Below are 22,454 nucleotides of genomic sequence, written 5' to 3'. Positions count from 1 at the left end.
GCAAAGACAGGTGACCCATAGGATCCATAGGATTCGGCGAGCGCGCACGCGCCCCGACGACACCTGCCCCACCCCGGATCGGACGGGGTGGGGCAGGATCTCGGGGCAGTCGGTCAGGGGAAACCGACATGTTCAGCCGCGGCGCACCGCGGACGAATTCAGCGGACCGTGACGGACACGTTCTTGGAGACGGCGCTGCCGTCCTTGACGCGGAGCACCTCCACGCCCTTCTTGTCGAACTTGTCGCCGAGCTTGTAGGCGCTCTTGCTCACCTTCGTGGTCGCGGGCAGCGAGACCCACTTCTTGCCGTCCTTGACCTGGAGGGTCACCTTGCTGCCCTCCTTGATGCCGTCGACCTTGCCGGAGAAGGTGACGACATCGCCCAGCTTTACGGTGGTGGCGCTCGCCTTGATGGTGATCGAGGGAGCCGGGGCCGGGGCGGCGACCGCGGCGGTGGCACCGGCGGCGACGAGCGCGGCGGAGGCCACGGCAACGGTGGCGATTCGCATGTTCACAGGGAACTCCTTGGTTATCAATTACCTTTTCCAACCGCAATCTTGGGCCCTTTGCTCGCCCTTGCGGATGACTCGAATCCTATAGACACGGCCAGGCCGGAGGCGGTTCCAGTCGATTGGAAAAAACCCGAACTGACAGGTGAACCACAGCAAATGCGAAACACGGAAAACGCTGAGCAGCAGACATGAAGAAAACCTGTGTGAAGAACTCCTCACACAGGAACGTCAGTTCTCCAGCCGGACCGGCATCAGGAGCGAGAAGGCGCCCTCGTCCTCGGGCCGGCGAATCGCGATCGGCGCGGCGGGCGCGCCGAACTCCAGAATCAGCCGGTCACGGGCCCCGGCGGCCAGCGCGGCCAGCAGGAACTCACGGTTGACGGCGACACGGTTCGGGTCCTCGTCGGCATCGGTGCAGAGGGTCACCGTGCCGTCGTCCTCCACCCTGAGCACGCTGAGGTCGGGTGCCCCGCTCTCCCCGGAGCGGACAGGACCCGTCTCCAGAGCGTGCCGGAAGGCCGCCACCTCGACGACGGTGCGGCGTCCGCCGGCCCGGGGCAGGAGACGACGGTAGTCGGGGAAGTCGTGGTCGAGGCACCGGCCGGCCGCCTGCCGGTCCCCGGCCTCCAGCGTCACGCGGTCACCGTCGAGAGAGAGTCGCGCAGGTCCCTCGCCGTCCGACAGCGCACGCATCGCGTCGGCGAGCGGAGTGGGCACGATGACCTGCACCCGGCTCCCGTCGTACCCGGCGACACCGGCCCGCGCGACCGCCATCCGGTACCGGTCGGTGGCCACGGCATGCAGGCTCCCGCCCTCGATGTCGAACAGAACCCCGCCGAGCATCGGCAGCTCGGGGTCGGTGCTCGCCGCGAAACGGACCGCGTCCAGCGCGGCTGCCAGCTCCGGTGCGGCGACGGACAGGCGGACGGGGGCGCTGCGGAACGAGGTCATGGCATTCTCCCGGTGATCGAGTAGCGCTCGGAGTGCGGAGAACTCGGCGCGGGCCTCGGACAGCCCCTGTTCGAGACGGCGCAGGTGTGCCCCGAGCAGCTTCCGCACCAGATCGGTGTCCGGGCCGGACCAGCCGGCCAGCACCAGCCGGACATCCGCCAGCGGCATCCCGGCCCGGCGCAGGCGGGCCAGCAGCCGGGCCTCTTCCAGCTGCCCGGGCTCGTACCAGCGGTAACCGCTCACCGGATCCACCCAGGCAGGGACCAGCACACCGGCACGGTCGTAGAACCGCAGGGCACTCACGCCCAGGCCACTGTCGCGGGCCATCTCCCCGATGCTGCGCATGTCGTTCTCCACACCCGGCACTCTGAGCCCTGCACAAGGTCGAGGGTCAACCCGGCAACCGCACGCCCCCGCTCTCGAAACTCAGGAGGCTTTCTCGCAGGCAACTTGATGAAGAGCCCGGAGCTGGTGGAAACCGTCTTCGGATGGCACAAGTCCAGCTGCAGCGGCGGTGTTGAGAACGACCGCCTGGAGATCGCCCCTGGCCACGCCACCGCACCGTCCGCGGCAGCAAGGCCGGAGCCGCCGGCCCGGCGTTGGTCTTCTCGGCGGGCGGCTGGGCCGCGTTCGTAGGGGCCGTACGAGGGGCGTTTCAGCAGCTGACCTCCGAAGTCGGCTTCCGTGATGGAGTGGCACGGGCAACTCGTCACCGCCCTCGGATACCGCAGGACGGATGAAGTCGCCTGAATGCGGAATATGAGATTCGGCCCGCCGAATATTCATGCCTCCGCTCGCCACAAAAGGCCCCGTCACGCCGTATGGTGATCTTCGTTCGAGCCGCTCGGGATGTAATTCGCCGACTTCTCCGGCGGCCGTCCCCACGCAAGTGGATTCAGAGAGCGGTGACCGATCCAGGGGACACGGACGCCATATCGAGCGCAACAAAGAACGATTAAAGATTGACTATCGATCTTCCCTGGTCCGGGCAGTCGGAAAGGGCCGTGAGGACGCTCTCTTCGACCGCGAACGCAATTACCAGGGTGCCGACAACCAGAAGGGCCGCTCTGTGGATCAGATGGTTCTCAAGGCGCAGCAATGGGTCAACGCAACGTATGCGGGCGTATCGGGATACAACCCGTGCACCGAGAACGGAATGACCGGCTGGGAGACGATCTACTGCCTCACCCGGGCGCTCCAGCACGAACTCGGCATCACCACGCTGTCCGACAACTTCGGGCCGACGACATGGGCGGACCTGAACGCGTACGGTCCGGTTGGGCGGGACTCCGGCAACATCAACATGCGGACGATCGCCGAGGCCGCCCTCTACTGCAAGGGCTACAGCGGCGGCGACATCGACGGCGGCTTCAACGTGTCCACCGGCGCCGGCCTGACCGCGCTGGTGGCCGACATGGGCCTGCCCGGCCCGGAAGTTCCCGGCTCACAGCTCTACAACGTGGAGCCGAAGGTCTTCAAGGCGCTGCTGACCATGGACGCGTACGTGCTCACGGCCGGCGGCTCCAGCATGATCCAGACCTGTCAGCGATGGCTCAACGACGCGTACTACGGAAAGGGCCAGTTCTTCATCGGCCCGTGCGACGGGCACTTCTCCCGCAACGTCCAGCAGGCCCTGGTCCTGGGTATCCAGTACCAGATGGGCCTGACGGACAGCCAGGTGACGGGCTCCATCGGTCCGACCACCGAAGGGGCGCTCAAGACGACGGCGTACGTCACCGACGGCTCGCAGGACTCGGGCTCGGCCGGCTGGGTGCGGCTGTTCCAGTGCGCCGTCGCGTTCAACGGCTACGACGCCCACTGGGGCGACGGCGGCGGGACGTTCGGCTCCGATCTGGAGGCCACGGTGAAGGCCTTCCAGCGGTTCAGCTCGCTCTCGGCTTCCGGCGCCGGCGACTACGCAACCTGGATGTCGCTGCTGGTGTCCACCGGTGACCCGGACCGCAAGGGCACCGCGTTCGACTGCATGTACCCGCTGAACGCGACCACCATCCAGACGGTGAAGGACAACGGCTACTCCATAGTGGGCCGTTATCTCACGGGCGGCACGAACAAGGTCCTCACGAATTCCGAGATCGCACTGATCTTCGACAGCGGTCTTTCCCTCTTCCCGATCTGGCAGGAAGAGGGGAACACGATCAGTGATTTCAGCGGACCGCTGGGGACCGAGGCCGGAAACGACGCGGCCGAAGCCGCGATCACCTTCGGTATACCGTACGGCACGGTCATCTATTTCTCGGTCGATTTCGACGCGACCGACGACGACATCACGAGTGCGATCATTCCGCACTTCCGGGGAATCAACAACGGCATCAGCGCGATGGGCAGCCAGTACGCGATCGGTGTGTACGGATGCCGCAACACCTGCCTCCGCCTCGAGGCCGAGGGCCTCACCACCCGGAGTTTCGTCAGCGGCATGTCCACCGGTTACAGCGGAAATCTCGGATACCCGCTCCCGGACAACTGGGCCTTCGACCAGATCAAGGACTTCACCCTGGCCACCGGCACCAGTGGGGCCGTCGAGATCGACAACGACATCGCCTCCGGGATGGACCCGGGCATCAACAGCGTCACCCGGCCGCGCGACCCCAACGACGCCTTCTACACGTACATGATCTGGGTGGAGGCCAGAGCGGGCCAGTGGATCGATCAGGGAAACACCTCGCGCTCCGCGCAGGAACTGGTCGCGCAGTACCTTCGGGCCCGCACGTCGAAGTACGTGTTCACCGGTTCCGACACGGTTTTCGGCGAACTCGACCAGGGTTTCGTCGACTTCGTGAACACCTATCCCGACGAGCCGTACGCGGGCCCGCTCCGCGACCCGGGCCTGCTGTGGGACGCCGACATCGACCACTTCGGCGCGTCCTGCGGCGCGGTCATCACCAGTGGAGTACCGGGCGACCTCACATCGGCCAACCTGACGGACTTCGGGAGTTGGGGCGGCGACCTCGTCAGCGTGTTGGCGCAGTTCTACCTGAGCGGGCTCTCCGACGACCAGGCGTACCTCTACGCCGCGGACCAGATCGCCGGAAAGGGCGACAGCACGTACTTCTCGCTCGACGACCTCCTCGCCGACATGGACTCCTACGTCCTGGGGCTTCCCGTCAGGCAGGGTTCCGGCCAACCGCTGTCGACGGGTTTCAAGGCGGGCTACGCGTCGGCCGACGCGGCTGCGGCACGCCGGGCCTCGTTCTACTCGATCCGCTTCGGCAGTTCCCCCGACACGGTGGCGGCCGCCGCCCTCAGCGCCATGACCAGCAACACCGCCGACCCGCAAATGGCCGGTATCCGGGATGCCTTCTGGCTCAAGACGACCCAGTCCGTGACCTGCCCGACTCCCGGGTTCATGTCCGACGCCGCGCTGTCCGGTGTGGCGACCGCCTTCAAGGACGCCGTCGTCCAGTACTGCTCATGAGGAATGGGGAATTCGACATGACCGACTCGAACGTCACCCGTCGGCGCGTGCTGGTACTGGGAGGTCTGACGCTGGGCGTCGGCGCCGTCACGTTCGCCGGTCCGGGCCCGGCGTGGGCCGGCACCGCGGCCGCCGGTGTGGAACTGGTCCCGGTCGCCGCGAGCCCGGTCGCCGTCCTCGCGAAAGTCGGCACCGAACCGGCCGCGTTCCCCAGACAACTCGCGGTCCAGGTGCAGCACTCCGGTACGGATCTGCCTGCCGGGACGCAGGTCGCCATCAGCTACGACCCCCGGGTCTACGCCCCGCTGCCCAGCGCGGTGGCCACCGTCGGCACCCGGCGGCTGCGCACGACGAGCACCATCGCCACCGACCCCAAGACCCTGGTCACCACCTGCACGATCACTCTGGCCGAGGCGCTCCCGGCGGGCAGCGACCCGGTGGTCGTCGTGGGGACCGCGTCTCCCGTGCTGTACCCCCGCGACCTCGTCGCCGGACCTGCGGACGCCACTGCGGCCGTGGGCCACAAGGACACGAAGCCGGGCGGTCGGCGGAGCCTCCGGCCCAGTCGTCCGCACGCCTTCGGCGGAGTCGCCACACCGTGGGGCCTGGAGGTGAGCGGCGTGTGGAACCGCTACGAGTGGGCCGACGGCAAGCGTTGGTACTACTACCCCACGCGGATCACGCTGAGCAGCGTCGGACCGGGCACGACCCCGGTGGCCGCGTCCTTCTCCGTCGCGCTGGACCCCCAGGTCGTCTCGGACGTCGAAATCGTCGGCGCCCGGCTCAACGACAAGAGGCACGACGCGGGAGTGCGGCTCCTCTCGGACACCCGGACCGCGTCGCTGTTCGAGACCCGGTGGGTCACGAGGGTGAAGCTCAAGGCCGGCGACCGGCTCGACCTGGAACTGGAGGTGAAGACCCGCAGGCCGACGGGCGACCTGCCGACCGTCAAGCACCCGACAGTAAACTTGATTGACATGGGCAACCACGTTTCCCAGCGGCTGACCGGCCGCACCACGATGTCGCGGAGCGATTCCACATGGGCGTAGTCCCCGACTATGTGTTCGTCCTGCCGGCGGTGATCCTCGTGGGATGGATCGCGTCCTGGTGGGCAACCCGGCGCATCCGGTGGGCCGGGTTGTCCAGCGCGGCCGTGGTCTCCGTGCTCTGCCTCGTCATCGGCTGGAACGCGATGGGGCCACGGACGGACCCGCGGACCCTCGGCTGTTCACCGGCCTTCGAGTGCACGGACCTGCGCTCGGTCTATGTCATCGCGGCCGGCCTGCTCGGCGTCCTGTGCTGCCTGGCGTTGGTGGTCCTGACGCTCGTGGGTGAGCTCATCGTCCATGTCAGCCGGAAGGCCTCGGCCTGACCAGGAGTGAGGAGTGGCCTGGCCGGACGGGTGCGTGGCCCAGGGCAGGGCAGAGAGGGACCGAGGTACGACCGGCGGCCGGAGAGCAGGTTCGCTTCTTCGGCCGCCGGGCCGGACTACGCCGTGTACGCCACGAACCGGTTCGCCGTCTCCGCCAGCACCTCGCGGCCGTCCCTCGCCCACAGCCCGTCGTTGAACAGTTCGACCTCGATGGGACCGGTGTAGCCGGCCGCCTCCACGTACCCCTTCCACTCGCGCATGTCGATCGCGCCGTCGCCGATCTGGCCGCGGCCGTTGAGGACGCCCGCCGGCAACGGGGTGGTCCAGTCGGCGAGCTGGAAGGTGTGGATACGGCCGCCCGCGCCGGCCCGGGCGATCTGCGCGGGCGCCCGGTCGTCCCACCAGATGTGGTACGTGTCGACGGTGACGCCGACCTGGTGGGCCGGGAAGCGTTCCGCGAGGTCCAGCGCCTGGGTGAGGGTGGAGACCACGCAGCGGTCGGAGGCGAACATCGGGTGCAGGGGCTCGATGGCCAGACGGACGCCGTGCTGTTCGGCGTAGGGGCCGAGTTCGGCGAGGGCGTCGGCGATCCGCTCCCGGGCGCCGTGCAGGTCCTTGGAGCCGGCCGGCAGGCCGCCGGAGACCAGGACCAGGGTGTCCGTGCCGAGGGTGGCGGCCTCCTCGACCGCCCGCCGGTTGTCGGCGAGGGCGGCGGCGCGCTCGTCCGGGTCGATGGCCGTGAGGAAGCCGCCCCGGCACAGGGTGGTGACGGTCAGGCCCGCCTCGCGGACCAGCTTGGCGGTCGCCTCGACGCCGTAGGACTGCACCGGCTCGCGCCACAGGCCGACGCCCGGCACGCCCAGTTCCAGGCAGGCGTCGGCCAGTTCGGGCAGCGACAGCTGCTTGACGGTCATCTGGTTGATGGAGAAGCGGGACAGGTCGCCGGTCACTGGTTCACTCCGTACAGGGCGAGGAGGGTCTTCATACGGTCCTCGGCCAGCTTCGGGTCCGGGAACAGGCCCAGGCCGTCGGCGAGTTCGTAGGCGCGCGCGAAGTGCGGCAGCGAGCGGGCCGACTGGAGGCCGCCGACCATGGTGAAGTGGCTCTGGTGGCCGGCCAGCCAGGCCAGGAAGACCACGCCCGTCTTGTAGAAACGGGTGGGGGTCTGGAAGAGGTGCCGGGAGAGCTCCACGGTGGGGTCCAGGAGGCCGCGGAAGCCCGCCGTGTCCCCGGTGTCCAGGACCCGGACCGCCTCGGCCGCCAGCGGCCCCAGCGGGTCGAAGATGCCGAGCAGGGCGTGGCTGAAGCCCTGCTCGTCGCCCGCGATCAGCTCGGGGTAGTTGAAGTCGTCGCCGGTGTAGCAGCGGACGCCCTGCGGGAGGCGGCGGCGCAGGTCGACCTCGCGCTGCGCGTCCAGCAGGGAGACCTTGATGCCGTCGACCTTGTCGGGGTGGGCGGCGATGACCTCCAGGAAGGTGTCGGTGGCCGTGTCGAGGTCGGCCGAGCCCCAGTAGCCCGCCAGCGCCGGGTCGAACATCGGGCCGAGCCAGTGCAGGACCACCGGCTCGGCGGCCTGGCGCAGCAGGTGGCCGTAGACGTCGAGGTAGTCCTCGGGGCCGGCGGCGGTGGCGGCGAGCGCCCGGGAGGCCATCAGGATGGCCTGGGCGCCCGACTCCTCGACGAGCGCGAGCTGCTCCTCGTACGCGGCCCTGATCTCGGCGAGGGAGCCGCCGGTGATCTGGTCCGTTCCCACACCGCAGGCGATCGCGCCGCCGACCGCGCGGGCCTCGGCGGCGCTGCGGCGGACCAGCTCGGCCGCGCCCGCCCAGTCCAGGCCCATGCCGCGCTGGGCGGTGTCCATCGCCTCGGCGACGCCCAGGCCGTGCGACCACAGGTGGCGGCGGAAGGCGAGGGTGGCGTCCCAGTCGACGGCGGCGGGCGCGTCGGGGTTCGTGTCCGCGAAGGGGTCGGCGACGACGTGCGCCGCCGAGAAGACCGTACGGGAGGTGAAGGGGGTGCCCGGGGTGAGGGCGAACGGCTCGGTGCGGGGTTCGTACGCCCGCAGCGACCCGTCCGCGGCGGGGAGGTGGATGGTCACAGTTCGATCTCCGGTACGTCGATGCGGCGGCCCTCCGTCGACGACCTCAGGCCCAGCTCGGCGAGCTGGACGCCGCGGGCGCCGGCCAGCAGGTCCCAGTGGTAGGGGGCGTCGGCGTAGACGTGCTTGAGGAACAGCTCCCACTGCGCCTTGAAGCCGTTGTCGAAGTCGGTGTTGTCGGGGATCTCCTGCCACTGCTCGCGGAAGGCGTAGGTGGCCGGGATGTCCGGGTTCCAGACCGGCTTGGGGGTCGCGCTGCGGTGCTGGACACGGCAGTTGCGCAGGCCGGCGACCGCTGAGCCTTCGGTGCCGTCCACCTGGAACTCGACCAGTTCGTCGCGGTTGACGCGGACCGCCCAGGAGGAGTTGATCTGGGCGACGGCGCCGCCGTCGAGCTCGAAGATGCCGTACGCGGCGTCGTCCGCCGTCGCGTCGTAGGGCTTGCCGTTCTCGTCCCAGCGCTGCGGGATGTGGGTGGCGGTGAGGGCCTGGACGGACTTCACACGGCCGAACAGCTCGTGCAGGACGTACTCCCAGTGCGGGAACATGTCGACGACGATGCCGCCGCCGTCCTCCGCGCGGTAGTTCCAGGAGGGGCGCTGCGCCTCCTGCCAGTCGCCCTCGAAGACCCAGTAGCCGAACTCGCCCCGGACCGACAGGATCCGGCCGAAGAAGCCGCCGTCGATGAGCCGCTTCAGCTTCAGCAGGCCCGGCAGGAAGATCTTGTCCTGGACGACGCCGGACTTGACGCCCTTGGCGTGCGCGAGCCGGGCCAGCTCCAGGGCGCCCTCCAGGCCGGTGGCCGTCGGCTTCTCGGTGTAGATGTGCTTTCCGGCCGCGATGGCCTGCTGGAGGGCCTCCTCGCGGGCCGAGGTGACCTGGGAGTCGAAGTAGATGTCGATGGTGGGGTCGGCGAGGACGGCCGACAGGTCCGTCGAGATGTGCTCGGACGACAGGCCGTGGCGGTCGGCGATCTCGCGGAGCGCGTGCTCGCGGCGGCCGACGAGGACCGGTTCCGGCCACAGGACCGTGCCGTCGCCGAGGTCGAGTCCGCCCTGCTCGCGCAGGGCGAGGATCGAGCGGACGAGGTGCTGGCGGTAGCCCATGCGCCCGGTGACGCCGTTCATGGCGATACGCACCGTCTTGCGGTTCACGTGTTTCCCTTCGTCCGCGTGCGTCTCAGCGACGCAGCAAGCGCTTTCTATATGGTCAGAAGCTAGCCTTTGAACCCAGGTCTGTACAAGACCGTGATGGGGTCGAGTTGTTCGAGGGGGCGAACAACAGGAGTGAATGGCCTTATGGTCTGCACGGCAAGGGGGCTTCCTATGAGCTGGCTGTTGATCGGCCTGTGTACGACGGCGTACGACGAGATGCGCGACCGGAGGACGACGAGATGACGGTGACCCTGGCGGACGTGGCGGCCCGCGCCCAGGTCTCGCCCGCGACGGTGTCGCGCGTACTGAACGGCAACTACCCCGTGGCGGCGACCACCCGGGAACGGGTGCTGCGGGCGGTGGACGAGCTGGACTACGTCCTCAACGGGCCGGCGAGCGCGCTCGCGGCGGCCACCTCCGACCTGGTCGGCATCCTCGTCAACGACATCGCCGACCCGTTCTTCGGGATCATGGCGAGCGCGATCCAGGCCGAGATCGGCGGTCCGGGCGGGCGCGCGGGCGGCGAGCGGCTGGCGGTGACCTGCAACACCGGGGGGTCGCCGGAGCGGGAACTGACGTACCTGACCCTGTTGCAGCGGCAGCGGGCGGCGGCGGTGATCCTGACCGGCGGTGCGATGGAGAACGCGCCGCACGCGGCGGCGGTGGCGGCGAAGCTGCGCAAGCTGGCGGACGCGGGGACCCGGGTGGTGCTGTGCGGGCGGCCGCCGGCGCCGGACACCGACGCGGTGGCGCTGACCTTCGACAACCGCGGGGGCGGCAAGCAGCTGACCGAGCATCTCATCGGGCTCGGCCACCGGCGGCTGGGCTACATCGCGGGCCCCGAGGAGCGCACGACCACCCGGCACCGGCTGGAGGGCCACCGGGCGGCGCTGGCCGAGGCCGGCATCGAGGAGGACCCGCGCTGGACCGTGCACGGGCGGTACGACCGCCGGGCGGGGTACGAGGCGACGCTGGAGCTGCTGCGCCGGGACCCGTCGCTCACCGCGGTGGTGGCGGCGAACGACTCCGTCGCCCTGGGCGCGTGCGCGGCGCTGCGGGAGTCGGGGCTGCGGATCCCGGCGGACGTGTCGGTGGCCGGCTTCGACGACCTGCCGTTCAGCATCGACGCGGTGCCGTCGCTGACGACGGTGCGGCTGCCGCTGGCGGAGGCGGGGGCGCGGGCCGGCCGCATCGCCATGGGCCGCGAGGAGCCGCCGCCGGGCGGGATCGCGACGGTTCGGGGGGAGCTGATGGTGCGGGGCTCGTCGGGCGTACCCCGCACCTGACCGACCACCGGACACGAGGATCCCGACACCGGGGGGCGCGGCTCAGGTGCCCCCGGCCATCCCTCGTGGCCCGGTCGTGTTTCGGCTGCGGGTGCGTGGGGGTTGCTCGCGCAGTTCCCCGCGCCCCTGAAAAACAGGGGGTTGCGCGGCGCCCCTTCTTTTGGGGGCGCGGGGAACTGCGCGACAAGCCCCCACCGGCCCGCAGCCGACCGACGACCGTCAGGGCCCCGTGGCCCTGCCTCCCAGCAGCGGCAGTGGGGCCTCGCCCCGCTTGCGGTCGTCGTACCAGCGTTTGCCCGTGGCGTAGGCCCGGCGGGCGCGGCGTACCGGTTTCAGCTGGGTGGCGAGGTGGGTCTGGTAGCGCCAGGGGGACTGGTGGCCGCCCTGGCGGACCGCCATCGCGTAGGCGAATTCGACCGGGTCGCGGTCCAGGTAGTCGTCGAGCCGCTCGAACCAGGCCATGCTGGTGCGCGCCGCCGCCTGGACGGCGTGCAGTTCCGCGCGGCGCCGCTTGTCGTACTCGCGCAGCGCGACCCGCGGATCCGGGAAGCCCTTGAGGGCCTCGGACAGCACGATCGCGTCGATCATCGCCAGCCGGGTGCCGGAGCCCAGCGTGAAGTGGGTGGTGTGCGCGGCGTCGCCGGCCAGCACGACGGGGCGGCCGTCGCCGCCGTCGACCCAGGTCCGGTTGCTGATGTGCGTGAACCGCTGCCACTTCGCCGGTGCGCCGCGCGAGCTGCTGATCAGGGAGTGCCCGTCGAGTGCGCGGTGGAAGATCTTCTCCAGCAGGGGCAGGGCGTCCTGCTCGTCGATCGTGTCGAGGCCGAGGCCCTGCCAGGTCCCCGGGGAGCACTCCACGATGCAGGTGCTGATGCCCTTGAACGACGGGTAGGCGTGGAACCAGATCCAGCCCGCCCCGGTCTCCTCGAAGGCGAACACGAAGCTGTCGAACTGCCGGTCCGTGCCGAGCCAGATGAACGGGTTGCGGCCGGTCTCCAGGCGGGTGCCGAAGTGCTCTGCGCGGCTCTGCCGGATCCGGCTGCCCGCTCCGTCGACGGCCAGGACCAGGTCGGCGTCGGGCAGGTCGGCGGGGTCGGCGAGGCGTTCCCCGTGCCGTACGTCCACGCCGAGGGACTCGGCACGCCGGGTCAGGACCTCCAGGAGGGCGGCGCGGCCCATGCTGTAGCCGTAGCCGCCGAAGTACGCGGTGCCGTCGTACCGGTTGCCGTGCACGTGGATGTCCTGCTGCTGCCAGAGCACCGAGCCGGCGCTGACCGCCCGTGCGCTCTCGGGGTCGTTGCGGTGCAGGATGTCCAGCAGGTCGTTCCAGTAGACGACGCCCCAGCCGTAGGTGGCCTCGGGCGGGTCCGCCTCCAGGACGATGATCTCGTGCCCGGCGTCCCGCAGTTTCGCCGAGATCGAGAAGTACAGTCCGGCCGGGCCTCCGCCCACACAGACGATCCTCATCCGGTCACCGCCTCCACGGCCGCGGGCCCCGGGGTCCGCAGGGGTTGGGATGCATGGGTCCGGGTGCCCAAGGGTCGGGCACCCGGATCCACCCTTTGCTGTCAGGGAGCTTCAAACGCTGCGGCCTGGCTAGTCTCCCCAGCCACCTCCGCCCCAGCCACCGTCGCCGCCGCCCCAGCCGCCGTAGTCGTCGCCCCAGCCGCCGTAGCCACCGTGACCGCCGTAGCCGCCGCCACCGTAGCCACCGTGACCGCCGCCGTAGCCGCCGCCACCGTAACCACCGTGACCGCCGCCGTAGCCTCCGCCACCGTGACCGCCGCCGTAGCCTCCGCCGCCATGGCCGCCCCCGCCGCCGCCGTGGCCTCCGCCACCGCCGCCGTGACCGCCACCGCCACCGCCGTTGTCCTGGTAGGAGACGACGTGGTCGGGCGCCGCGTGGGTGGCCGCGCTGGCGACTCCGGCTCCGGCGGCGAGCGCCAGAATGGGTGCCGAAATCGCAGCGATGGCGACCCTCTTCATACGTGTGGTGTGCGCGCGCATGGTTTCGCCCCTCTCCGAGGGTGTGGTTGTCTTACCGACGGCCGCCGCCTCAGGGGGGCCGCCCTGCGTGCGTTCCAGAGCCTGCGCGCAGCTCTGAGCGCGTCCGCCGCCCGCGATGCCGGTTCTCCGCACCCGTCCGGGCTCTCCGGCGGACCACGTCACGTCCTCGTTGAAACGGACATAAGTGACGTTCGTGTATAAACCTACGGCGCTGGCGCGACGAAGTCAAAAGCAGGACCTGACCCAGGCAAAAAGAACAAGTAAAGCCTGTGAGACCGCCGTTCGGGCCGACGCCTTCCGGCCGGGCGGGGTGGCGGGATAGCCTCGGAGGCGCGGTATCTCTGACTCAGTCAACCATCAGGGGCCAGCCATGACCGTCCAGGACATCCGCGCCTTCAACCGCTTCTACACCAACCTCATCGGCGCCCTCGACTACGGCCGCCACCTCTACGCCCCGTACACCCTCACCGAGGCCCGCGTGCTGTACGAGCTCGCGCACTCCGCCGACACCGACGCGGCCGACCTGCGGTCCGATCTCGCACTGGACGCCGGGTACTTGAGCCGGATCCTCAACAAGTTCGAGGAGGCCGGGCTGATCGAGCGCGCGCCCTCGGAGAAGGACCCGCGGCGGCGGCGCGTCTCGCTCACCCCGGGCGGCCGGGCCGCCGCCGGGCTGCTGGACGAGCGGGCCCGGGAATCGGTCGGCTCGCTGCTGGGCGCCGTCGACCCCGGCGAGCGGCCACGCCTCGCCGAGGCCATGCGCACCATCCGCACGATCCTCGGCGACGGGCACGCCCCCGAGGGCTCCGGCGAGGTCGTGCTGCGCGAGCCGCACCCCGGCGACCTGGGCTGGATCGTGCAGCGCAACGCCGCCCTGTACGCCGCCGAGTACGGCTGGAACGCCGACTACGAGGGCCTCGTCGCCCGGATCGTCGCCGACTACGCCGAGGACCACGACCCGCACCTGGAGCGGACCTGGATCGCCGAGTGGGCCGGGCGGCCGGTGGGCTGCGTGATGTGCGTACGGGACGACGCCCCGGGCACCGCACGGCTGCGGCTGCTGCTCGTCGAACCGGACGCCCGGGGACTCGGCGTCGGGGACCGGCTGGTCACCGCCGTGATCGGCTTCGCGCGCGGGGTCGGCTACCGGGAGCTGGTGCTGTGGACCAACGACGTCCTGTCCGCCGCCCGCCGCATCTACCAGCGGCACGGCTTCGTCCTCACCGCCGAGAAACCGCACCGCTCCTTCGGCAAGGACCTGGTCGGCCAGGACTGGCGGCTGGACCTGCACGGAACCGGTGAGTGAGAAGTAGGTTGGTGGGTATGAGGTTCGCCTTCTCCACTCTCGGGGTTCCCGGTCTGCCGGTGCAGGACGTGCTGGCGCTCGCCACGGCCCACGGCTACCACGGCGTGGAGCTGCGCGCCCATCCCGAGGAACCCGTGCATCCCGGCCTCGGCCCGGCCGCGCGCGCCGATGTGGCCGCCGAGTTCAAGGCGGCCGGGGTGGAGGTGCTGGGCGTCGCCGGGTACGCGCGGGTCGCGGCGCCCGGCGAGGACGCCCCGGTCCTCGAAGAGACGCGCCGACTCCTCCAGCTCGCCCACGACTTGGGCGCCTCCTACGTGCGGGTCTTCCCGGGCGCCGACCCGGACCTGCCCGCCGCCGAGTCCGACGCGATCGCGGCCCGGCGGCTCGGCACGGTCGCCGAGGACGCCTCCGCGCTCGGCGTGCGGGTCCTGCTGGAGACCCATGACTCGCACCGCACCGGCGCCGCCGCGATCCGGGTCCTCGGCCCGGTCGGCCACCGCATGGTCGGCTCGCTCTGGGACGTCATGCACACCTGGCTGGGCGGCGAGCAGCCCGCCGAGAGCTACGCGGCGCTCGCCCCGTACCTCGGCTATGTCCAGGTCAAGGACATCGCCTCGGCCGACGACACCACCCCGCTGGCGCTCGGCGCCGGGATCCTGCCCCTGTCCGAGTGCGTGGAGGTGCTCTCCCGGCACGGCTGGGACGGCTGGCTGTGCTGGGAGTACGAGAAGCGCTGGTACGAGGCGGCGGCCCCGCTGCCCGGACTGCTGGCGGCGGGGCGGGAACACCTGGCCCGGCTGCTCAACGACTCGGCGTGAGCGGAATTCCCCACCCGGCGGCCAGCTCCCCGAACGCCTCGTGGAAGCCGGGGAAGGTCTTCTTCACACACCCCGGGTCGTCGAAGGAGATCCCCGGCGCGCGCAGGCCGGTCACCGCGAACGACATGACGACGCGGTGGTCGCCGTAGGTCTTGATCTCGGCCGGGGCGGGGGTGCCGGGCCGGATCTCGATCCAGTCCTCGCCCGCGGCGACCTCGATGCCCAGCCGGCGCAGGTTCTCGGCGCAGGCGTCGAGCCGGTCGCACTCCTTCACCCGGGTGTTGGCCACGTCCTCGATGCGGACGGGGCCGTTCGCGAAGGGGGCGATGGCCGCGAGGGTCGGCATGGTGTCGGAGATGTCCCGCATGGCGACGGTCAGGCCGCGGAGCGTGCCGGTGCCGCGCACGGTCGTACTGTCCTCGGCGATCTCCACGTCCGCGCCCATCCGACGCAGTACGTCCACGAACCCCAGGTCGCCCTGGAGCGCGCCCCGCCCGAGCCCCGGCACGGTGACCTCACGGCCCGTCACGGCCGCCGCGGCGAAGAAGTAACTGGCGGTGGAGGCGTCGGGCTCGACGGCGTAGGTGGTGGCCCGGTAGCCGCCGGAGGGGACCACGAAGACATCGCCCTCCCGGGCCACCTCCACCCCGAACGACCGCATCATCGCGATCGTGATCTCCACGTACGGTGCGGACACCAGGTCCGTCACCCGGATCCGCAGGCCCTTGCGGGTGAGCGGGCCGAGCAGCAGCAGGGCGGTGAGGTACTGCGAGGACTGCCCGGCGTCGAGCGTCACCTCGCCGCCCTCGACCCCGGCCGCCTCGATGCGCAGCGGGTGATGGCCCTCCGCCGCCTCGTGGCGCAGGTCGACACCGAGGTCGCGCAGGGCGCGGGTGAGCGGGGCGAGGGGGCGGCGGCGCATCTGCTCGGAGGCGTCGAAGCGGTAGCTGCCGTGGCCGGCCGCGGCGAGGGTGGGCAGGAAGCGGGCGGTGGTGGCGCCGTCCCGGCAGTAGACCTCGGCCTCGGGCAGCGCGGGGCCCTGCGGGCGGCCGTCCACCTGCCAGGTGTCGGGGGTACGGCCGACGCGGTAGCCGAGCCGGGCCAGGCCCTCGGCGAAGCCCTCGGTGTCGTCGGAGCGGAGGGGGCGGACGAGGGTGGTGACTCCGTCGGCGGCGGCCGCGAGGAAGAGGGCGCGGGCGGTGACGGACTTGGATCCGGGGATGTCGACAGCGGGCATGGGCCGATGATCTCTGGTTTCTCGTGACTGCGGGGACGTTTGTCCATGGGGTGGAACAGGTGGATCGATGTGCGCGGGCCGGTGGGGGTTGCTCGCGCAGTTCCCCGCGCCCCTGACGGGGCGCTCCGGCTGGGCGGCGTCACATTCGTCCCGTCAGTCCGTCTTCTCCCGACTTCCGGGAATTCCCGTCCGTACGGGAACCCGCCCTCTCCCCCGCCCGTCCAACACGCAGGCTGCCGGAAGAGTCTCCGTGGTGTGGTGTCGGCCCTCGCTGCTGGCTGCGATCGCTGACCTACCCTCTCCGCCGCACCACGGCCGTCGGCCCGCCGCCATCGACGTGCCCCCCTCCAATGCGCCGATGGCGGCCCCTTTCTGGTTACTGTGCATTCCCCACCAAAAGGAGTGCACATGCCCTCCAGACGCACCGTTCTCACCGCGACCGCGGGCGTCACCGCGGGACTGGCCGTCGGCACCGGCGCTAACGCCCTCGGCTCCGACGACAAGAAGCTCCGGGCGCTCGTCGCGCGGATGACGCTCACGGAGAAGGTCGGCCAGCTGTTCGTGATGCGGGTCTACGGGCACTCGGCCACCGACCCCGACCAGGCCGACATCGACGCCAACCTCAAGGAGATCGGCGTCCGCACCGCCGCCGAGCTGATCGCGAAGTACCGCGTCGGCGGGATCATCTACTTCACCTGGACGCACAACACCCGGGACCCGCGGCAGATCGCCGAGCTGTCGAACGGGATCCAGCGGGCCTCGCTGGCACAGCCGCGCGGGCTGCCCGTCCTGATCGCCACCGACCAGGAGCACGGCGCCGTCTGCCGGATCGGCAGGCCCGCCACCCTCTTCCCCGGCGCCATGGCCATGGGGGCGGGCGGCTCCCGGACCGACGCCCGCACCCTCGGCCGGATCTCCGGCGCGGAGCTGCGCGCGATGGGCGTCCGGCAGGACTACTCCCCCGACGCCGACGTCAACGTGAACCCGGCCAACCCGATCATCGGCGTACGGTCCTTCGGGGCCGGTCCGGACGCGGTCGGGGCCCTGGTCGCCGCCGAGATGCAGGGGTACCGGGACGCGGGCGTGGCGGCCACCGTCAAGCACTTCCCGGGGCACGGCGACACCGCGGTCGACAGCCACACCGGCTTCCCGGTGATCACGCACAGCCGGGAGCTGTGGGAGAAGCTGGACGCGGTCCCGTTCCGGGCGGCGATCGAGGCCGGCGTCGACTCGGTCATGACCGCGCACATCCAGTTCCCGGCCCTGGACGGCTCCGGCGACCCGGCCACCCTCTCGCACCCCGTCCTCACCGGCATCCTGCGCGGCGAACTCGGCTACGACGGGGTCGTGGTGACCGACTCCCTGGGCATGGCGGGGGTCCGCACGAAGTACGGCGACGACCGGGTGCCCGTGCTCGCCCTGAAGGCCGGCGTCGACCAGCTCCTCGACCCGCCCGCCCTGGACATCGCCTGGAACGCGGTCCTGAAGGCCGTACAGGAGGGAGAGCTGACCGAGTCCCGGCTCGATGAATCGATCCTCCGGATCCTGCGGCTGAAGTCCCGGCTGGGGCTGCTCGACCGGCCGTACGTGCAGGCGAAGGACGTCGGCCGGGTGGTCGGCACGGCGCAGCACCTCGCCGCCGCCGACCGGATCGCCGAGCGCACCACCACCCTGCTGGTCAACGAGGGCGGACTGCTCCCGCTGTCCCGCCGCACGCACGGCAGGGTGCTGGTCGTCGGCGCCGACCCGGCCTCCCCGTCCGGTACGACGGGACCGCCGACCGGCGTGCTCGCCACCGCCCTCACCGAACTCGGCTTCACCGCGAGCGCGTTGTCCACGGGCACGGAACCCTCCGCAGCCGACGTCGACAAGGCGGTCGCGGCGGCGCAGGGGGCGGACGCGGTGGTGGTCGGGACGTACAACGTGACGGCGGGCGGCGCGCAGCAGCGGCTGGTGGAGCGGCTGGTCGCGACCGGCCGCCCGGTGGTGGCGGTGGCGGTGCGCAATCCGTACGATGTCGCCCAACTCCCCACCGTGAAGGCCTGTTTGGCGACCTACTCGTGGACCGACGTCGAGCTGCGGGCCGCGGCGCGGGTGATCGCGGGCAAGGCGGCACCGCACGGCAGGCTCCCGGTGCCGGTGCAGCGGGCGGACGATCCGGCACAGGTGCTGTATCCGATCGGCCACGGGCTGACGTATTAGACGTACGCCACGGAACCGGGCGTAACACCCACAACCGGCGGAAAGCCTCCCGGACAGCTGACATGGACCGTGATCGCGGGCCACGCTGGCAGGGGGGTCGGTATGCGCAGCAGGCGTTTTACGGGGGTTCTGGTGACGCTGGCCGTCGTGCTGCTGCCGGCCGGCTGCCGGACGTCCTCGTCCGGGGCACCGGCGGGCAGCGCCCGGTCGACGGCGAGCCCGACGCCGTCCGGGTACGGCACGCAGTTCCTCGCGGTCGACGAGTGCAGCTCGTTCGGGACCGCCAGCTTCACCGAGGTGCCCTGCGCCGGCGAGCGGGCGGCGGCCCGGGTGATAGCCCGCTACGACGGCGCCGTGGCCGACGGTCCGCTGTGCCCGACCACCACCGACTTCGTGCTGCACATAGGCGCCCAGCGCACCACCGGCGACGAGGACGGCGACGGAACGATCCCGCAGGGCTACGCCTGCATGCGCAACCTGGAGCCGCCGCACCCCGGTGACCCCGGCGGGGGCGGCGGGCCGCGCACGATCGTCGGCGACTGCGTCTACGGCTCGGGCCACGGTCAGGTCCGGGAGACCGCCTGCGACGGCTCGGGGAAGCAGCAGCCGCAGTACCGGGTGGTGCGGGCGGTGACGTCGCGGGACGCGTGCCCGGCGGCCACCGCCCTGTACGTCCAGCTCGGCGGGGAGCACCCGGTGGGCTGCGCCCGCCGCGTGTGAACGCTCCATGTCGGCGGCGGCCGGAGCCGGGTTTCTCGCCCTAAGGTGGGCCGATGCGTGCGGAGATCGGGCTCAAGGAGGCGGCCGAGCGTTACGGGCGAGACGGGGGTCTCGCAGAGTGGGACGAGGGTGCGTGAGTCCGGGAAGTACGCCGGATTCTGAGGCTGGGTCAGGTGTGCACCGGGAAGGCCGACTGGAAGGCCAGGCGCGGGGCGGCGGCCGCCCCGAGTCGGGTGAGCAGGTCGTCGAGTGCGAGGTACTCCTCCCAGGGCTCCCGTCGCGTCGCACCTGCCAGCGACCTGACGACCCTGTCCTCAAGGCCGGGGACGCGCTTGTCCTTCCACACCTTGTCGGCCGTGCTGACCAGGAGGTCCTCCATCGTCACCACGGGGTTGTCCCAGTCGGCGTGGGTGGCGGCGAACCGAGCCAGTGCGGGCGGGAAGCCGCGGCTCAGCAGCAGGTCACGACCGGCGGCCTCGTGGGCCGAGCCGGGCCCGGCGAGTTCCTCGGGATGGCGGACCTTGCCCACGTCGTGGGTCGCCGCGCCGAAGAGGACGGCGTCGCGGTCCACGGCCAGGTCCGGGTACCGGTCCTGCACCCAGTCCACCAGGTCGACCGCAACGTCATGAACCGCACGCAGGTGCGCCGCCAGCCGAGGCGGGGCGCTCAGGGAACGCAGCAGCTCCGCCACCGCGGGTGGCAGCGGCCGCAACCGGGGCTCGCCCGGGGCGTCCAGGGCACGTGCCAAGAAGTCCGTGGGCGTCGCGGTCATCCCGCAGACGTTACTCGCACCCTGCCCGCGTCACCACGACTCGGCCTGCCGGAACAGCGTGATCGCCTCGGCGAAGAACCAGACGCAGAACACCAGACACGCAAGCCACAGACCCCACAGGATCCAGCGGACCTCTCGTCGTACGCGCACAGGCGAACCGTCTCTCAGCAGAGGATCCACCCCGAGCTCACCGAACTCCGCCCGACCGTGCCCCTCACCCACACGCACCGGTGCCCGGCGTGGACCGTGACCGGACCCGCGCGGTGGCTGTACCTGCCCTTGTCGACGACCGGGCGGTTGCCGCGGGCCTGGACGCTGACGGACATCATGCGCCTGCCGCCGGACTTCTTGGGGAGGGTGATGGCGCAGACGTAGCCGCCCTGCCGGTAGACGTGCACGGTGCCGGTGGCGAAGGACAGGGTCCGCACCTCGCGTCCGGCGCAGTTGGCGGTCGTCACCGCCTGGGCCTCGGCCGGTGCCACGAGGGCGAACACCCCGGAGGCGGCCAGCACGGCCACACCGAGCGCCAGCCGCCGACGTATCGCACCACTGTCCACAGTCGTCCCCTCCCGTACCGCAGCTGTGCACCAACCATGACCGTACTGATGTACGGACGCCCGACATGTGTCGGATGGTTGCACGGCCGTCAGGAGCGCGTCCTCCCGGCCCGCGAACGGCAGATGCGCCGCGTCGCGCTACGACGCGGCGAGGCGCGCCATGACCGCGTCGAGCGCGAGGTCGAGGGTGAACCCGAACTCGGCGTCGCTGTCGAAGCGGGCAAGGTCGGCGGCGGCTTCGGCGACCCGGGGGAGACCCGACTGCTCCAGCGCGGCCTGGCGTTGCGCGATGCCGGGAGCGTCCGTCATGCCGTAAGTGGGTCCCGCGTGCACCTCGCGGAGCAGGGTGCCGATCAGTGTGGCGATCAGGCTGCGGAGGATCGAGACGGCGTCGCGTTGCGGGCAGCCTGCGGCGCGCAACGCGGTGAGGACGGCGTCGACCGGGGCGAGCCCTTCGAACGACGCGAGTTGACGGGTGAGCACGAGCGGCGCCGCCTGGGGGTGGGCGAGGGCGCGGTCGCGGAACGCGTGACCGATGGCCAGCAGGTCGCCGCGCACGTCTCCGGTGGGCTCGGGCAGGCGCATCGACCCGAGGATGTGTTCGGCCACCGCGTCGAGGAGGCCGTCCTTGCCGGCGACGTGGTTGTAGAGGCTCTTCGGGTCGACGCCGAGGATGCGAGCGACCGAGCGCATGGAGACCGCGTCGATGCCGTCCAGGTCGATGACCTTGAGGGTGGCTTCGACGATCGCGTCGCGGTTCAGCTGCGGCGCCCCCTTGGGCGGGCGACCCCGCCGGGGCTCTCGTGTCGCGGTCATCACTCCATGATGCCCGCCGTTGCGTTAATCCACAACGTGGGTATATTGGGGCTCAGCGAATACCCACGGCGTGGGTAAAAGAGGGAAGGAGCCGCGATGCGATTTCCGTGGGGTCCCGGTGACGTGGCCGACCTGCCGTCGGTCGGCACCAGGGTGGACACCTTGACCGACCTGTCGAGGTCGGACGAGCCGCCGGGCGTCCGGTTGCGGACGGCACGTGCCCAGGCCAGGGCGTTCCGCGGTGAGTTCGCCCTGACGGGCACGCCGGACTCCGTCGTCACCTGCAATCTGGTCACGCTGCCCTACCCCACGCGGTTCGGCCTGTTCCGCGCATCGCGCGCGATCGCCCCGTTCCTGTCGATCACCAACCGCATGCTCGTCATCCGGTGGCGGGACAGCGACGGTCACCCGCGGGTGCTGCTCTTCGAACCGAGCGACGTCGAACTGGGCCGCTACACGCCGTACTTCGACAACCTCGTCCAGAAGACGCCGGGCGTCCTCGAACGGCGGATGGTCCGGGAGCACGGCACGGTGCTGGGACACCTCGCCCGGCTCGGCATCCGGCCGGGCGACGTCGACTACCTGATGTTCGACCACCTGCACACGCAGGACCTGCGGCGCTGGGTGGGTACGACCGCCCACCAGGACGATCTCGACGCACGCCCGCAGGCCGCGTTTCCCCGCGCCAAGGTCGTCGTCCAGCGGGACGAGCTCGCCGGCATGGCCGAGCTGCACCCGTTGCAGCGGCCCTGGTACCAGCCGGGCACCTACCGCGACGTCCCGCCCGAGGCGTTCCTGCCGATCGACGGTTCGATCGTGCTCGGCCCGGGCGTGGCCGTGGTCAAGACGCCGGGTCACGTCTTCGGCAACCAGAGCCTCGTCGTCAACACCTCGACCGGCATCTGGGTCAGCAGCGAGAACGTCATCGCCGCCGAGGCCCTCACCCCCGAGCACTCCGGGCTGCCGGGCATCGCCAAGTGGGCGCGGCAGTGGCAGCAGGAGGTGGTGCTCAACGCCAACACGATCGAGACGACCGCCGACCAGTACAACTCGATCGTCCTGGAGAAGACGTTGGCCGACCGCAGTCAGGCCGACTCACGCTTCCTGCAGTTCTTCCCCTCCAGCGAGCTGACCGGTGCCTGGACGAACCCCGGCACCACGCCGACGTTCAGCCACCGCCACATCACCCACGGCGTCCAGCCGGTCTGAGGAA

At 71.0% G+C, this 22,454-nt stretch carries 21 protein-coding genes; 10 read left to right on the top strand and 11 right to left on the bottom strand.

The features are described from left to right. Positions 1 to 158: 158 nt before the first annotated feature. Entirely contained in the window at positions 159 to 509 is a 351-nt protein-coding gene (locus tag KVT45_RS07510) for a hypothetical protein (protein ID WP_254646466.1), read from the bottom strand. A gap of 231 nt (positions 510 to 740) precedes the next feature. Next, positions 741 to 1,808 (bottom strand): MerR family transcriptional regulator, encoded by a 1,068-nt coding sequence (locus KVT45_RS07505; protein ID WP_217545695.1) that lies wholly within the window; start codon positions 1,806 to 1,808, stop codon positions 741 to 743. Between the two features lie 254 nt (positions 1,809 to 2,062). Between KVT45_RS07505 and KVT45_RS58040 the strand changes: the two genes are divergently transcribed. From KVT45_RS58040 to KVT45_RS07485, 4 genes are all read left to right on the top strand, one after another. After that, positions 2,063 to 2,203 carry a hypothetical protein gene (locus KVT45_RS58040; protein WP_308310670.1) on the top strand — a complete coding sequence of 47 codons (141 nt, stop codon included), beginning with the start codon at positions 2,063 to 2,065 and terminating at the stop codon, positions 2,201 to 2,203. Positions 2,204 to 2,619: 416 nt separating this feature from the next. Continuing rightward, the gene (locus KVT45_RS07495; protein ID WP_217545694.1) at positions 2,620 to 4,896 is read left to right on the top strand and encodes a glycoside hydrolase domain-containing protein; all 2,277 of its coding nucleotides are present in this window, start codon (positions 2,620 to 2,622) and stop codon (positions 4,894 to 4,896) included. A gap of 17 nt (positions 4,897 to 4,913) precedes the next feature. Further along, a complete protein-coding gene (locus tag KVT45_RS07490) occupies positions 4,914 to 5,945 on the top strand; it encodes a hypothetical protein (RefSeq protein ID WP_217545693.1) in 1,032 nt (343 codons plus the stop codon). Continuing rightward, complete coding sequence (locus KVT45_RS07485) at positions 5,936 to 6,268, top strand: hypothetical protein (RefSeq protein ID WP_217545692.1); 333 nt, start codon at positions 5,936 to 5,938, stop codon at positions 6,266 to 6,268. The genes KVT45_RS07490 and KVT45_RS07485 overlap by 10 nt, the downstream gene beginning before the upstream one ends. 116 nt (positions 6,269 to 6,384) lie before the next feature. Here KVT45_RS07485 and KVT45_RS07480 read toward each other — a convergent pair whose 3' ends face one another. The 3 genes from KVT45_RS07480 to KVT45_RS07470 are packed head-to-tail and all read right to left on the bottom strand — an operon-like array spanning position 6,385 to position 9,520. Further along, a complete protein-coding gene (locus KVT45_RS07480; protein WP_217545797.1) occupies positions 6,385 to 7,182 on the bottom strand; it encodes a sugar phosphate isomerase/epimerase in 798 nt (265 codons plus the stop codon). A gap of 32 nt (positions 7,183 to 7,214) precedes the next feature. Continuing rightward, positions 7,215 to 8,366 carry a dihydrodipicolinate synthase family protein gene (locus KVT45_RS07475; RefSeq protein ID WP_217545691.1) on the bottom strand — a complete coding sequence of 384 codons (1,152 nt, stop codon included), beginning with the start codon at positions 8,364 to 8,366 and terminating at the stop codon, positions 7,215 to 7,217. Continuing rightward, positions 8,363 to 9,520, bottom strand: a complete 1,158-nt coding sequence (locus KVT45_RS07470; protein WP_217545690.1) for a Gfo/Idh/MocA family protein — start codon at positions 9,518 to 9,520, stop codon at positions 8,363 to 8,365. The genes KVT45_RS07475 and KVT45_RS07470 overlap by 4 nt, the downstream gene beginning before the upstream one ends. 239 nt (positions 9,521 to 9,759) lie before the next feature. Here KVT45_RS07470 and KVT45_RS07465 point away from each other — a divergent pair, with 239 nt between their 5' ends. Beyond that, entirely contained in the window at positions 9,760 to 10,806 is a 1,047-nt protein-coding gene (locus tag KVT45_RS07465) for a LacI family DNA-binding transcriptional regulator (protein ID WP_217545689.1), read from the top strand. A gap of 219 nt (positions 10,807 to 11,025) precedes the next feature. On the opposite strand, the gene KVT45_RS07460 is transcribed toward KVT45_RS07465, so the two are convergent. Both KVT45_RS07460 and KVT45_RS07455 read right to left on the bottom strand, forming a co-directional pair. After that, positions 11,026 to 12,273, bottom strand: coding sequence for an FAD-dependent monooxygenase (locus KVT45_RS07460; protein WP_217545688.1), 1,248 nt, complete (start codon positions 12,271 to 12,273; stop codon positions 11,026 to 11,028). Positions 12,274 to 12,402: 129 nt separating this feature from the next. After that, positions 12,403 to 12,813 (bottom strand): hypothetical protein, encoded by a 411-nt coding sequence (locus tag KVT45_RS07455; RefSeq protein ID WP_217545805.1) that lies wholly within the window; start codon positions 12,811 to 12,813, stop codon positions 12,403 to 12,405. A gap of 370 nt (positions 12,814 to 13,183) precedes the next feature. On the opposite strand from KVT45_RS07455, the gene KVT45_RS07450 reads away from it, so the two are divergent. Both KVT45_RS07450 and KVT45_RS07445 read left to right on the top strand, forming a co-directional pair. Continuing rightward, positions 13,184 to 14,119 carry a helix-turn-helix domain-containing GNAT family N-acetyltransferase gene (locus KVT45_RS07450; protein WP_217545687.1) on the top strand — a complete coding sequence of 312 codons (936 nt, stop codon included), beginning with the start codon at positions 13,184 to 13,186 and terminating at the stop codon, positions 14,117 to 14,119. Between the two features lie 17 nt (positions 14,120 to 14,136). After that, entirely contained in the window at positions 14,137 to 14,937 is an 801-nt protein-coding gene (locus KVT45_RS07445) for a sugar phosphate isomerase/epimerase (protein ID WP_217545686.1), read from the top strand. On the opposite strand, the gene aroA is transcribed toward KVT45_RS07445, so the two are convergent. After that, on the bottom strand, positions 14,921 to 16,174 hold the full coding sequence (aroA, locus tag KVT45_RS07440; RefSeq protein ID WP_217545685.1) for a 3-phosphoshikimate 1-carboxyvinyltransferase: 1,254 nt from the start codon (positions 16,172 to 16,174) through the stop codon (positions 14,921 to 14,923). The two genes, KVT45_RS07445 and aroA, sit on opposite strands and share 17 nt — an antisense overlap. A 408-nt stretch (positions 16,175 to 16,582) precedes the next feature. On the opposite strand from aroA, the gene KVT45_RS07435 reads away from it, so the two are divergent. After that, positions 16,583 to 18,376 carry a glycoside hydrolase family 3 protein gene (locus KVT45_RS07435; protein ID WP_217545684.1) on the top strand — a complete coding sequence of 598 codons (1,794 nt, stop codon included), beginning with the start codon at positions 16,583 to 16,585 and terminating at the stop codon, positions 18,374 to 18,376. Positions 18,377 to 18,478: 102 nt separating this feature from the next. Next, positions 18,479 to 19,096 (top strand): hypothetical protein, encoded by a 618-nt coding sequence (locus tag KVT45_RS07430; protein WP_217545683.1) that lies wholly within the window; start codon positions 18,479 to 18,481, stop codon positions 19,094 to 19,096. A 169-nt stretch (positions 19,097 to 19,265) separates the two neighbouring features. Here KVT45_RS07430 and KVT45_RS07425 read toward each other — a convergent pair whose 3' ends face one another. The 3 genes from KVT45_RS07425 to KVT45_RS07415 form a co-directional block, all read right to left on the bottom strand. Then, positions 19,266 to 19,868, bottom strand: a complete 603-nt coding sequence (locus KVT45_RS07425) for an HD domain-containing protein (RefSeq protein WP_217545682.1) — start codon at positions 19,866 to 19,868, stop codon at positions 19,266 to 19,268. A 164-nt stretch (positions 19,869 to 20,032) separates the two neighbouring features. Further along, positions 20,033 to 20,425, bottom strand: a complete 393-nt coding sequence (locus tag KVT45_RS07420) for a hypothetical protein (protein WP_217545681.1) — start codon at positions 20,423 to 20,425, stop codon at positions 20,033 to 20,035. Positions 20,426 to 20,563: 138 nt separating this feature from the next. Then, positions 20,564 to 21,241: a TetR/AcrR family transcriptional regulator gene (locus KVT45_RS07415; protein WP_217545680.1), complete on the bottom strand. Its 678-nt coding sequence runs from the start codon at positions 21,239 to 21,241 to the stop codon at positions 20,564 to 20,566. 96 nt (positions 21,242 to 21,337) lie between these two features. On the opposite strand from KVT45_RS07415, the gene KVT45_RS07410 reads away from it, so the two are divergent. Then, positions 21,338 to 22,450 (top strand): hypothetical protein, encoded by a 1,113-nt coding sequence (locus KVT45_RS07410; RefSeq protein ID WP_217545679.1) that lies wholly within the window; start codon positions 21,338 to 21,340, stop codon positions 22,448 to 22,450. Positions 22,451 to 22,454 lie beyond the last annotated feature (4 nt).

It is taken from the genome of Streptomyces sp. GbtcB6 (assembly GCF_019091475.1).
GTDB classification, from domain to species: Bacteria; Actinomycetota; Actinomycetes; order Streptomycetales; family Streptomycetaceae; genus Streptomyces; species Streptomyces hyaluromycini.
The sequence above is the reverse complement of the archived record's forward strand: the minus strand, read 5'-3'. Positions and strand labels throughout refer to the sequence as shown.